Origin of the sequence: Mycobacterium lacus (assembly GCF_010731535.1) — a bacterium.
Classification (GTDB): domain Bacteria; phylum Actinomycetota; class Actinomycetes; order Mycobacteriales; family Mycobacteriaceae; genus Mycobacterium; species Mycobacterium lacus.
Genome location: NZ_AP022581.1, coordinates 3,971,762 through 3,983,756 on the forward strand (window position 1 = coordinate 3,971,762; position 11,995 = coordinate 3,983,756).

11 protein-coding genes, 1 pseudogene and 1 riboswitch are annotated in these 11,995 nt (G+C 66.5%); of the genes and pseudogenes, 4 read left to right on the top strand and 8 right to left on the bottom strand.

The window, feature by feature from the left end; all coding sequences use genetic code 11:
- Positions 1–50: 50 nt before the first annotated feature.
- A riboswitch (TPP riboswitch) is annotated at positions 51–161 on the top strand.
- The 3 genes from thiC to G6N24_RS18360 all read left to right on the top strand — a co-directional run bounded on the left by thiC (position 152) and on the right by G6N24_RS18360 (position 3,254).
- Positions 152–1,795, top strand: coding sequence for a phosphomethylpyrimidine synthase ThiC (gene thiC / locus G6N24_RS18350; protein ID WP_085157898.1), 1,644 nt, complete (start codon positions 152–154; stop codon positions 1,793–1,795). Its footprint overlaps the riboswitch before it by 10 nt.
- Positions 1,792–2,622, top strand: coding sequence for a bifunctional hydroxymethylpyrimidine kinase/phosphomethylpyrimidine kinase (thiD, locus tag G6N24_RS18355; RefSeq protein WP_085157896.1), 831 nt, complete (start codon positions 1,792–1,794; stop codon positions 2,620–2,622). The genes thiC and thiD overlap by 4 nt, the downstream gene beginning before the upstream one ends.
- On the top strand, positions 2,619–3,254 hold the full coding sequence (locus G6N24_RS18360; RefSeq protein WP_085157894.1) for an alpha/beta hydrolase family protein: 636 nt from the start codon (positions 2,619–2,621) through the stop codon (positions 3,252–3,254). Before thiD ends, G6N24_RS18360 begins: the two co-directional genes overlap by 4 nt.
- On the opposite strand, the pseudogene G6N24_RS25930 reads toward G6N24_RS18360, so the two are convergent.
- The 3 genes and pseudogenes from G6N24_RS25930 to G6N24_RS24900 form a co-directional block, all read right to left on the bottom strand.
- Positions 3,157–4,336: pseudogene (locus tag G6N24_RS25930) on the bottom strand (TetR/AcrR family transcriptional regulator). The gene G6N24_RS18360 and the pseudogene G6N24_RS25930 sit on opposite strands and share 98 nt — an antisense overlap.
- Positions 4,290–5,753: a neutral zinc metallopeptidase gene (locus tag G6N24_RS18370; RefSeq protein ID WP_085158043.1), complete on the bottom strand. Its 1,464-nt coding sequence runs from the start codon at positions 5,751–5,753 to the stop codon at positions 4,290–4,292. Before G6N24_RS18370 ends, G6N24_RS25930 begins: the two are co-directional and overlap by 47 nt.
- A gap of 841 nt (positions 5,754–6,594) precedes the next feature.
- On the bottom strand, positions 6,595–6,969 hold the full coding sequence (locus tag G6N24_RS24900; RefSeq protein WP_232070602.1) for a ribbon-helix-helix domain-containing protein: 375 nt from the start codon (positions 6,967–6,969) through the stop codon (positions 6,595–6,597).
- Positions 6,970–7,370: 401 nt separating this feature from the next.
- Between G6N24_RS24900 and G6N24_RS18385 the strand changes: the two genes are divergently transcribed.
- Positions 7,371–7,673, top strand: coding sequence for a type II toxin-antitoxin system PemK/MazF family toxin (locus G6N24_RS18385; RefSeq protein WP_085157888.1), 303 nt, complete (start codon positions 7,371–7,373; stop codon positions 7,671–7,673).
- Between the two features lie 40 nt (positions 7,674–7,713).
- Here the strand turns inward: G6N24_RS18385 and G6N24_RS18390 are convergent, their stop codons facing one another.
- The 5 genes from G6N24_RS18390 to G6N24_RS18410 all read right to left on the bottom strand — a co-directional run bounded on the left by G6N24_RS18390 (position 7,714) and on the right by G6N24_RS18410 (position 11,898).
- A complete protein-coding gene (locus G6N24_RS18390; RefSeq protein WP_085157886.1) occupies positions 7,714–9,201 on the bottom strand; it encodes a M28 family peptidase in 1,488 nt (495 codons plus the stop codon).
- Complete coding sequence (locus tag G6N24_RS18395; protein ID WP_085157884.1) at positions 9,198–10,700, bottom strand: M28 family metallopeptidase; 1,503 nt, start codon at positions 10,698–10,700, stop codon at positions 9,198–9,200. Before G6N24_RS18395 ends, G6N24_RS18390 begins: the two co-directional genes overlap by 4 nt.
- Positions 10,701–10,739: 39 nt before the next feature.
- Positions 10,740–11,165, bottom strand: a complete 426-nt coding sequence (locus G6N24_RS18400) for a DUF2752 domain-containing protein (RefSeq protein WP_085157882.1) — start codon at positions 11,163–11,165, stop codon at positions 10,740–10,742.
- A gap of 15 nt (positions 11,166–11,180) precedes the next feature.
- Positions 11,181–11,513, bottom strand: a complete 333-nt coding sequence (locus tag G6N24_RS18405) for a CD225/dispanin family protein (RefSeq protein WP_085157880.1) — start codon at positions 11,511–11,513, stop codon at positions 11,181–11,183.
- A 193-nt stretch (positions 11,514–11,706) separates the two neighbouring features.
- Entirely contained in the window at positions 11,707–11,898 is a 192-nt protein-coding gene (locus G6N24_RS18410; RefSeq protein WP_139822233.1) for a hypothetical protein, read from the bottom strand.
- Positions 11,899–11,995: the final 97 nt, after the last annotated feature.

Consider the following 11,995-nt stretch of genomic DNA (forward strand, 5'->3'; position numbering starts at 1 on the left):
AGACACACCTGCACGCCGGCGCAGTGCTGCGCTAGCGTGGGAACCACCAAACCAATCCACGCGGGAGCGCACGCCCAGTGCGCTGAGAGGACGGCTCGGGGCCGTCGACCGTACGAACCTGACCGGGTAATGCCGGCGTAGGGAGATGAGAATGACCGTGACCAAAGAAGCGTCAGTGCCGTCCGTGACCACCGGCCCGATCGCGGGCAGCAGCAAGGTGTACCGCTCGATTGAAGGCTTTCCAGACGCGCGGGTGCCGTTCCGGCGGGTGCACCTGTCCACCGGGGACCACTTCGACCTCTACGACACCTCCGGGCCCTACACCGACCCGGACGCGGTGATCGACCTGAAGTCCGGGCTGCCGCCACGACCCGGGGTGGTCCACGACCGCGGCACCCAGCTGCAGCGCGCCCGCGCCGGCGAGATCACCGCGGAGATGGCGTTCATCGCCGCCCGCGAGGACCTGCCCGCCGAACTGGTGCGCGACGAGGTCGCCCGCGGCCGCGCGGTGATCCCGGCCAACCACAACCATCCCGAGAGCGAGCCGATGGTCATCGGCAAGGCGTTCGCGGTCAAGGTCAACGCGAACATCGGCAACTCGGCGGTGACGTCGTCGATTGCCGAAGAGGTCGACAAGATGGTGTGGGCCACCCGCTGGGGTGCCGACACCATCATGGACCTGTCCACCGGCAAGAACATTCACGAAACCCGCGAATGGATCCTGCGCAATTCGCCGGTGCCCGTCGGCACCGTGCCGATCTACCAGGCGCTGGAGAAGGTCAAGGGCGACCCCACCGAACTCACCTGGGAGATCTACCGCGACACCGTGATCGAGCAGTGCGAGCAGGGCGTGGACTACATGACCGTGCACGCCGGGGTGCTGCTGCGGTATGTGCCGCTGACGGCCAAGCGGGTCACCGGCATCGTCAGCCGCGGCGGGTCGATCATGGCGGCCTGGTGCCTGGCACATCATCGGGAGTCGTTCCTGTACACGCATTTTGACGAACTGGCCGACATTTTTGCGCGCTACGACGTCACCTTCTCGCTCGGCGACGGGCTGCGCCCGGGGTCCATCGCCGACGCGAACGACGCCGCGCAGTTCGCCGAGCTGCGCACCCTGGGCGAGCTGACCAAGATCGCGAAAGCCCATGGCGCACAGGTGATGATCGAGGGCCCGGGGCACATCCCGATGCACAAGATCGTGGAGAACGTGCGGCTGGAAGAGGAGCTGTGCGAGGAGGCCCCCTTCTACACGCTGGGTCCGCTGGCCACCGACATCGCGCCGGCCTACGACCACATCACGTCGGCGATCGGCGCGGCGATCATCGCCCAGGCCGGCACTGCGATGCTGTGCTACGTCACCCCGAAGGAGCACCTGGGACTGCCGGACCGCAAGGACGTCAAGGACGGGGTGATCGCCTACAAGATCGCCGCGCACTCAGCCGACCTGGCCAAGGGACACCCCCGCGCACAGGAGCGGGACGACGCCTTGAGCACCGCGCGTTTCGAATTCCGGTGGAACGACCAGTTTGCGTTGTCGCTGGACCCCGACACCGCAAGGGAATTCCACGACGAGACGCTGCCCGCCGAGCCGGCCAAGACCGCGCACTTCTGCTCGATGTGCGGACCGAAGTTTTGCTCGATGCGCATCACCCAAGATGTCCGCGACTACGCGGCGGCACATGGGCTGGAGACCGAAGAGGACATCGAGGCTATGCTCGCCGCTGGCATGGCCGAAAAATCACGTGAGTTCGCCGAGCACGGCAACCGGGTGTATCTGCCTCTCACACAATGAATTTCCTGCCGCTGCCACCGCCGGGCGCCACGCCGTTGCGGGTGCTGACCATCGCCGGATCGGACTCTGGGGGTGGCGCGGGCCTCCAGGCCGATCTGCGCTCCATGGCACTGCTGGGCGTGCACGCATGCGTCGCGGTCACCGCAGTGACCATGCAGAACACGTTGGGAGTCACGGGTTTTCACGAAGTTCCCGACGACGTCGTCGCCGGCCAGATCGAGGCCGTGGTCACCGATATCGGCATCCAGGCCGCCAAGACCGGGATGCTGGCATCGTCGAGCATCATCGCGACGCTGGCCGCCACCTGGCGCCGCCTCGGCCTGACGGTTCCGCTGGTCGTCGACCCGGTGTGCGCATCCATGCACGGCGACACGCTGCTGGCATCGTCGGCTCTGGATACCCTTCGCGATCAACTGTTTCCGTTGGCCACGCTGGTGACACCCAATCTCGACGAGGTGCGCGTATTGCTGGATATGGATGTCGTCGACTCGACATCGCAGCGCGCCGCGGCGAAGGCTTTGCATGCGCTGGGACCACAGTGGGCGCTGGTCAAGGGCGGACACCTGCGAACGTCGGACCGCAGCCGCGATCTGCTCTACGATGGCGCCGACTTCTACGAGTTCGACGCACCCCGGCTGCCCGTCAGCGATGACCACGGCGGTGGTGACACGCTGGCGACAGCGATCGCTTGCGCGCTGGCGCACGGGTTCACCGTGCCCGACGCGGTCGGCTTCGGAAAGCGATGGGTCACCGAAAGCCTGCGCGCCGCCTATCCCCTGGGCGGTGGCCATGGGCCCGTCTCGCCATTGTTTCGGCTGGGCTCGTGAACCTCAACCTCGAGCGGATCGCCGGCATCGCACACCAACCCGAAGGAACCCCACAAGGTGTCGTCGTGTTAACCCACGGCGCCGGCGGCAACCGGGAATCCAAACTGCTGCAACAGGTTTGCGACGAATGGGCCCGGCGCGGCTGGCTGGCGGTGCGCTACAACCTGCCCTACCGTCGCCGCCGGCCCAGCGGTCCTCCGTCCGGGTCGGCGGCCAGCGACCGCGCGGGGATCGTCGAGGCGATAACGTTGTGCCGCGACCTCACCGACGGCCCGCTGATCGCCGGCGGACATTCCTACGGCGGTCGGCAGACGTCGATGGTGGTCGCCGCCGGCCAAGCGCCCGTCGACGTGCTGACGCTGTTCTCCTACCCGGTGCACCCACCCGGCAAGCCGGAACGCGTGCGGACCGAACACCTGCCGGATATCCACGTGTCCACGGTGTTCACCCACGGCACCTCGGATCCCTTCGGCACGCTCGCCGAGGTGCGCGCCGCCGCGGCGATGATCCCCGCACCGACCGAGGTCGTCGAAATCACCGGCGCCCGACACGACTTGGGCTCGAAGACCCTCGACGTGGCCGCCCTGGCCGTCGACGCGGCGCTAGGCCTGCTGGGTGACCAAAAAGCCTGAGCGCCATCAGCTTTCGCACACACGCCTGGACACATGCCGAATCTGCGGGCTCGCCATCCGGCCCAGATCGACCACCAGGAGCGACGGCCGCGCGGCCGTCAGCAACCGGACCCACGAGTCGATCGTCGACCGCTGGGCGTTATGCAGCAGCATAGCAGCCGGTCGGCGGGCGGCAGATTCACTCGCTCGGTGTGATAGACCGCGGGCAGTTCGGGGTTGGCGAACGACGTCGCCACGTAGGCGTCGATCAGCACGGTCAACGCGTCCCGCGGTTCGGTGAGCGCGCCCAGGATCGGCGAGAGTTGGCCGGATCCGGCCGCGCGGCGCAATCCGGTCGCTACAATCTCCCACTTGCCCGGAGAAGTACCGGTAGATCCCCGATACCGGAATACCGGCGGCCGAAGCGATCTGCGCCATGCTGGTCTCGGAATAACCGCGCTCCTTGAACAACACCATTGCGGCGTGCAGCAACGCTTCGTACGCGCCGGCGTCCGCGGCGAACACGCGCGACGCCACCGGACGAGGAAGGACCTCTTCCGGCCCCGGGAGCTCGGCGGCCAGGATCGCCGAAGCGGCCTCGGCCAGCAGCGCCCGAATCTGTTCGGCCGGCATCCGCCCGCCGCGGTCGACGATGCTACCGATCACGCTCAGCACCCCCGCCGACAACATCCATCGCTGCGAGGAGGTCAACAACGGCCGAATAGCCATGAGCGGCTGCTGAATTCGGCGATTCACCCCCTTGAGCTGTCCGGCACCGTCGACTGGTCCTCGGCGCGCAGGTAGCGGGCCTGCCAGCGGAACAAGCCGCCCGAGTCGCGGTTGTCCAGGGTCACGTCGATGAGCGCGTCCATCAGCCGGTCCAGCGCCGCGGCCGGGTCGAGTTCGTTTGGTGCCAGGTCGGTGCAGTCGACGAGTTGCTGGCTCAAGCCCAGCACGGCGCCGCGAAAGAGGTCGCACTTGCCGCTGTAGTGCCGGTACCCCTGCGCGCTGAATGCCTCGGCGGACGCGCGGGCGATATGGGCCTTGCGCGAAACGTCATCCCGGAAACCGGGTATAGCACGCCTCCATATCGCCGCTGACACCGCCACGGAACGCGGCTATCCGGGTGAACCCGGCCGGCACGCTGACACCGTCGGCGTCACTGGCCACCATGTGGTTGGTGAGCAGACCGGAGACGGCTTCGTCAAGGTCACCGGCGGTCAGTATGAGTTGCTGCCCGGAAGGCAGGTCGATGGGCTCGGCCATCCTGCGGTGCGCGACGCCGGTCAGGCACGCCGTCCGCAGCGCGGTCCACGGGCTCTGCATCGGCAGGCCCCGCTCATGCTGCACCGCCAGCGCGTATCTCGACATCACGACCGACAGCGCGGTGTCGTCGCCCTGCGGCAGGGTGTGTTCCTTTTCGGCGGCGACGGTGCCCATCTTCGCCAGCGCGGGCAGGTCGACCACGATGGTGTTGGTCGCGGGGCAGTACGACGCGGGTGGGCTGGGTTTCGCGTCGCGGCACCCACCCGGCTGGTAGGACAACGTCGGGGGATTCTTGGGCGAGAAGATCTTGCCCATCAGCTCCATCAGCGCCTTCAGGGTGTCTTCGTTGATCGCGACCTCACCGGTCTCCGGGTCCCCGTACGTGTCGACCCGCAAGGTCGTCGGCAGGTCACCGCGGCGCTGCTCGATTTCGGCCTTGTTGATCGCCGCGCATGCCGGGGTGCCGCTAAGGAAGCCCATCTGGAAGGCGCTGATCCGATCCAGAGCCGAGCCGTGCTCGTCGTCGTTTTCGCCATCGGCGTCCATGACCGGGTCGCGGGTGGTGATGACCCCGGCGAGGACGTGGTCGAGCCCGTCCGCGGTGCTGATCGTGAAGCGCGGCGACTTGCCGTCGGCCACCCAATACAGGTAGACCCCGGCGAAGCAATCCGCTTGCTGTTCGCGCACGATGGTGGGGTCTTTCTTGGTGACCAATTTCGCCATCGACTGCAGGGCGTGCCCGAACTCGTGTGCCAGCACGCCATTTACGGACATGTCCCCGAAGTATTGCCGCGCGACCGCCATGAACACCCCTCGGTCCCAGGCGATCAGGTTGCAGCGGGAGCTGAAAAAGGCATTGACGAGTTCGTAGGTCTCGTTGCGGCAAACAACCGGGCTGTTCGGGTCGTCGGAGTCGTAGGAGACCAGCTTGCCGACCGGTTGGAACGTGCCCTTCAGCGCTTGGCTGTAGACCGCCTTCCAGTACTCCTCGATGTCGTTGACCGACAACAGCGACAACTTGTCGATCGCTCCGTTGTCCGTGTTGACCACCGTGCCGGTGGGAGCGGGCGCGTTCGGGCGGGGGCCACTGGGACCGTTGGTCGCGGGCAAACCCCCCACCCGGAACGGGTCGTTGAGGATCGACAGGGCGCGACCGCCGACGACGGTCGTGCAGCCGGCCACCACAAGGAGCGCCGCGACGCAGGCGATCGCGGACCGTACCGACGCAACGACCCTGCGCGAGCGACCATTCATGTGACCAACCCCGTCCCAGCCGGCCTGCACCATAAGGAGTCCCATCTTAGATGGGTTGGTTTGCCGCCAGCACCCAAACGAAGCTGCCACGATGCCGAAACGGCGCAGTATCGTCGCCAGCCATGGGGTTGCGAACTGTTCGGCAAAACGTGTGCGAATGTGTGTGTTTGTGAGTGAATGTATGTTTGACTGGCTGGTGTGAAGTTGGCGGTGTGCGCGGTCGGTGGGTGTGCACCCGCAGACCGCGTATGGGTGGGTGCGTGAGGATTGGATGCCGGTGCCGTTTCGACGGCTGCCCTCCCTACAGAGGACTCCCCTCCGCGCTCATGGCGCACCAACAGTCACATGTGTCGCTGCACCGGGCGACTACCGATGTGCCCGGCTTTCAGCGACAATTGCCTGACCTGCGTGTTGTTCCCAAGTTGATAGTGGGCGTGCGGGTTTCGGTGTGGCGTTGACCTGCGGAAACCGAGTTGTCGCGCGTAGGTGGGCAGGGTGCCCATCGCCTCAGGCAGCGGCCAGTGTTGCGGATGTGAACCGTCCCCGGTTCATCGCCATGCAGGCGAATGACCTTGAGCTTATGCGTGATCGCCAAACTTGCTTCTCGCGGCCCGCTAGCGCACCTCCGCCCTGAATGCGCCGGCGGCGAGGTCGCCGAGGAATCGCACCTCAGGTTCCACACCGAGACGGGTACCGAGCAGGTAGACCACCTCAGTGATCACGAGCGTCGGGACGGTCAGCGGGCCGGGATGTGTTTCGAGCAGCTCCAGCGACGCAGCATGGTGGGCGTCGTCCGCGTCGACATAGGCATATAGCGGGCCGACATCGACGACAATCGCGGCTATGAGCCAACCTCGGCAAGAATCTCCTCGATGCGCTCGGAGATATCGGTGCGGCCGCTGCGGCCCGCACCGGCAGCCCCAAGGCGACGGCGGCCACCGGACGCGCCAAAGTAGGCCTCGAGCGCGTCACGGGTGATCTCCGCGATGGTCAGATTCCGCCGCTCGGCCTCATGCCGCAGACGCGCATCCAGCGCATCCGAGATCTTGACCGTCCTACGTTTCACGTATGCCAGCATGCCCTGATGTCTGCCGAACAATCGCCCCGACAGCACGACGGTTAGGAGACTGCCGCGCCCGGTGATACAGCTGCAATGTCTCTGACTGTTGACCAGGCCAACCGAGTGCTGGCCAAGCTCGGCCAGGCTGAGGTCCAAGGGAGTCAGCTTGAGTCTTGCCGGCGCCGCGGTGCAAACGCCAGACTTTCGCGGAGCGTGGGAAGAACGCGTAATTCTTGGGCCGATTCGCTGCCTCTTTGGACCGAATGATCGAGCGATCCACAACGACCGTCAAGCGGCCCCTTCAACAGCTTCGCTTGCTAGCATCTAGCGATGGCCCGGTTGATTGCGGTGCGGCTTCTTGACAGCGCGTACCAGGTCCTGAAGCGCTATACAGGCCTGGACAAACCCTCATCGGACTCGTGGAGTGCTGGCTTGCTCGACATAGACGACATGAGGCGGCGCTGCGCGGAGCACGATCAGTGGATGCAAGCACACCCTGAGGCTGTCGCGTTCAGCGAGGCTTGGGCGGATCGCAACCTCGGCATGCTGGCTAGGCATTGACTCCATCCCCACGCCGGGGCGACATCTGGCGAACGGACACCGGCGTTACCGTGCTGGTGATTTCGTCGACGGTCTACAACGAGATTCCCAGCGAGCCAACCGTTATCGTCGTGCCCGTATTCGATTCCGAGCCTGACGCCGGTTTTGGCGTGGACTTGGCTAACGGCTGGGCGGCTCCCGGTCTGATAACCAGCTTGCGCAAGGCCAATTTGAGCGAACGGCTTCGGCACGTCAACATCCAGGCCCTCACTGACGTGAACAACATGCTATTCAGGCTCCTTGCGACGCCAGAGCGCTAGTCCCGGGTCACAGTGCCGCACCCTACGGGCACCAGCCACACTACGGCATCCGCGTGCGATGGCGTTTGTCGTGGGGTGTGACGCCGTTGGCGCCCCCGATCGACTCCGCGTAGCGGCCCACCGCGAACGCCACTCCAGAACCCATGACCGCCAACGCTTCCCGGTTGATGTTGTCCACCGCGTCCCGCGGACCCTGGTAGTTGGGATCGAACGCGACGCCGGGCTGACCACCCCAGAGTCGGGCCTGCACAGTGGTTTTCGTCTGCGAAGCGCCGGTGGTCATCCCCCCGATCGGCACGCCGGCCACCAGGAAGGGATGGTAGTCGGCGCGCGTGCTCAACGGCATGTCCGCCGGCCGCTTCCCGGCCAGGTTCAGATAGCCGGCCAGGGTGCGCTCGATGCCGGCCGAACCTTCCGGCACGTCGGCCGATGCCACCCCGGGCCCGGGCGGACCGGACTGGTCACCGTCGTCGGTGAAGAAGCCGGCGTTGGCCGAACCCAGCATGTCGAAGTTGAGGTAGAGCGCAATGTTGTTGAGTTGCTCGTCATCCAGGCCGAAGACGTAGTCCATGGCACCGCCGAGCCCGGCCTCCTCGGCGCCCCAGAACACGAACCGCACCGCGTTGGTCACCGGCGCCAGCGGGCCCAGCTGCAGCGCCGTCTCCAGCACCGCAGCCACGCCGGACCCGGCGTCGTTGATGCCCGGGCTGTCGCGCGGACTGTCCAGATGCGCACCGACCATCACCACCTCGTTGGGCGCACCGGTCTTGGTCTGTGCCAACACGTTTCGCGACGTGATCTTGGTGGTTTCGGCGTCCAGCACCAGGCGCACCGGCGCGGTGGCGCGTCCCAGCGCGGCGGCCCCGTCGGGGCCGACCACCGCGACCGGCATGGTCAGCTGGTTGTAGTACCCGGGGTTGAACAAATTGGGCGGGGCCCCCCGACCATCGGTGACGCTGACGACAATCAGCGCCGTGGCGCCCTTGGCCCGCGCGCTGTTCTGTTTGTCGACCACCGAGCACCGGGTGTCGTCGACCACGGCGATCGCGCCCCTGGGCACGACGGGCGGGTAGTCACCCACAGCGCAGCCGGCCGGTTGCACGGGCCGGACCGGCGGGCCGGTCAGGCCGCCGGGCGGAGTCCGGACCAGCAGCGAGGCCTGGTCAACCGGATAGCTGCGACCGGCGACCGTCAGCGTCGGCTTGCCCGGCGACGCGGTGTAAAGCCTGTCGAACTGCGGCGTCGACACGTCAAAGCCCTTGCCGCGCAGCGCTTTCACCACGTATTCGACGCTGGCGTCGTAGCCCGGCGTGCCCTCGGCCCGATTCCCCTTGTGCGCGTTGGCGATGTCCTGCAGCGCGCGCAAATGGGTGAACATCGAATCCGCGGTCACCTTCGCCGCGAGCGCATGACCCAGGTCGGGCGCCGCGGCCGGCGGCCCCGGTCTCGGCGCAGGCGCAGAGCATCCCGCAAGCAGGCAGGCAACCAACCAGGCCAGCAGCAGCGTCGCGGCAAGCCGACAGGTCATGGTTTGGCAAGCACGTGGCGCGTGCGGTCTGCCATCACCGGAACCCCGTTTCGCCCGCCGAGATCCTGCGCGTACAGACCCACAGCGTAGGCGACGCCGGCGCCGTTGATGCCCAACGAGGTTCGGTCGATGTGGTCGAGGGTATCGGTGTCCTTGTGGTAGTTGGGATCGAACGGCTCGTTGGCGGTCCCGCCCCACAGCTTGGCCTGCTCCTCGGACTTCTTGGCCTCCGCGCCGGAGAACAGCCCGCCCGACGGGATGCCGGCCAGGGTGAACCCGTCGTAGTCGGAACGGCCGTCGAACGAGGTGTCCTGAGCGGTCTTGCCGGCCAACTTCAGGTAGGCGACCAGCGTTCGCTCGATCCCGGCCGAGCCTTCCGGCACCACCGGCTTGCCGCGGGCATCCAGCGGCAGCGATTGGTCGCCGTCATAGGTGAGGTAACCCGGATTCGGCGACGCCAGCATGTCGAAGTTCAGATAGAGCGCGATGTCCTTGAGCGCGTCGATGTCCAACGACTGAACATAGTTGCGCGAGCCGATCAGGCCGAGCTCCTCGGCGCCCCAGAAGCCGAACCGCACCCCGTTCTGCACGTTGGGTGAGTTCCCTAGCTGCACTGCGGTTTCCAGGACCGCCGCCACCCCAGAGCCGTTGTCGTTGATGCCGGGTCCCTCCGGGACGCTGTCCAGGTGGGCGCCGGCCATCACCACGTTGCTGGGCGAGCCCGTCTTGGTCTGCGCGATGATGTTGCGGGCCGTGAAACTCTGGGTGCTCGCGGTGAGCTTGACGGTGGTCGGTCCGGACCGCCCGCGCAGCCCGATTCCGACGGACTTGGTGACGCTCACCACCGGGATCTTCACGTCGGTGTTCACCCCCAGGGTGCCCCCCATTTGCTCCTCGTCGACGTTGTCGATGACGATCATCGCCGCCGCGCCGCGCTGCGCCGCGGCGTCTTCCTTCTGCGCGAACGGGCAGACGCCGCGATCCACCAGCACCACCGCGCCTTGCACCGGCAGCCGGTCGTAGTCCGAGGCGCTGCAGCCGGGGCTGTCGTCGGCGGGTGCGGCCACCAGTGGCCCGGTCACCCCGTCGGCCGGGGTGCCGAGGCTGTACTCGAGGGCGCGCGCCTCCACGGTCTGACCGTCGACCGTCACCGAACCCTTGTCGGCGTGGAACACGCGGGCGGAAAATTCGGGGGTTTGCACGTCAAAACCGCTGTCGCGCAACGTGTTGACCACATAGTCGACGCTGGCCTCATAACCGGGGGTGCCCACCGCCCGAGTGCCGTCGTTGGCATTGGCAATGTCCTGGAGCTTGGACAGGTGCCTCATCATCGCGTCGGTGGTCACCCGGTTACGCAACGTGTTGGCGAACTCGGCCGCCGCGGGGTTGCCGGCCGCGCGGGGTGAGTGCGTCGACCAACGGATGCAGCCCCCGGTCACAAGGGCGATGACCGCGGCCACGGCCAGCACCGCCGGCATCGCCCGGGATTTGTTCACCATCGCGCCCAGATTAGACCGCGGCGGCGCGCGCGTCAGGAATCAGACATACAGTGCGCTGAATGGCGCAACCGGGATGTTGCGCACCACGAACCACACCAGCACAAGCGACAGCGCCACCGCCGCCGACCAGCGATGGTGCTGCCACCCCCTGATCCGTCGGCCCACCACACGGCCATAGGTCCACGTCAGGTACGCCCACAACAGCAGGCCCAGCGCCGCCAGGCCCAGAGCGTTGAACCTGGCGGCGGCCAACAGATTGCCGTGCATCAGGCTGTACAGCATGCGCAGGCTGCCACACCCCGGGCAGTCGATGCCGAGCAACGCCTTGGTCGGGCACACCGGCAGCGGGCCGTTCGGGGTGGTTGGATCACCCGCCCAGATGGCGGCGCAAGCCAACGCGGAGGTTGCGGCCACCAGCAGCGGCGCACCCAGTCCCAGCGGCACCGATCCGCGGCGGGTCAGCATGAGCGCACCTCGGCTTTACAGCATCGCCGCGATCATCGCCGCGTTCGTGTTCCCGGCGTTGAAGGCGCCCACCGCCATCAAGATCCCGTAGATGACCAGTACGACGACACCGATGACAGCCCCCCAGATCGAGAACTTCTTGGCACTCTCGGCGGCCGCCTGCGCTTCGGCGTAACGGCCCTGCGCCCATAACCCGTTGACCTGACTGGACTTGACGATCGCGACGATCCCAAGCGGAAGACAGCAGAACAAGGTCACCAGAATGGACCACACCAAGTAGTTATTCGGCGCCTGCGCGGCGGGGGGCTGCTGCGGCGGGTATCCGGGGGGTGGTGGTGGCTGTGTCATGGATTCTCCAGTCGAAAGAAGTTAGCTGGCGTAAAGCGGTGCTTACCATACCGGAGAGCCGCCGCGACGGCATCAACAAACGAAAAAGCCGCTTTCACTATTTGCCACAGCCCGCGCCACGGGCACCAGGTTGGCGGGCGAATTGGCGCCGGCTTCCCGCCCGGAAGTCGCCGCGAGGGTCGTACGGGCCCCGTCAACGCTGGCGCAACGACAGCACATAGGAACCCGAAAAGACCTGGTCACTTTGGCGTTTCACGATTTTGCGGCGCCCGATATCGGTCACCGGCGTCGCGGAAATGCCGCGAAATGGCGCATCGCCGCATTCGTTCAGGACTCGGATTTCGCCCAGGCGCCACTCGTCCGAAATTAATGACCAGACAGACAATTTCCTGCGGAACGTATTGCATGGCCAGCACATGGCTCTACGATTCGTAATGGCGAAAGTCCTGTTTGGCGTCCAGGCGCATCGCCGGCCCGACAAC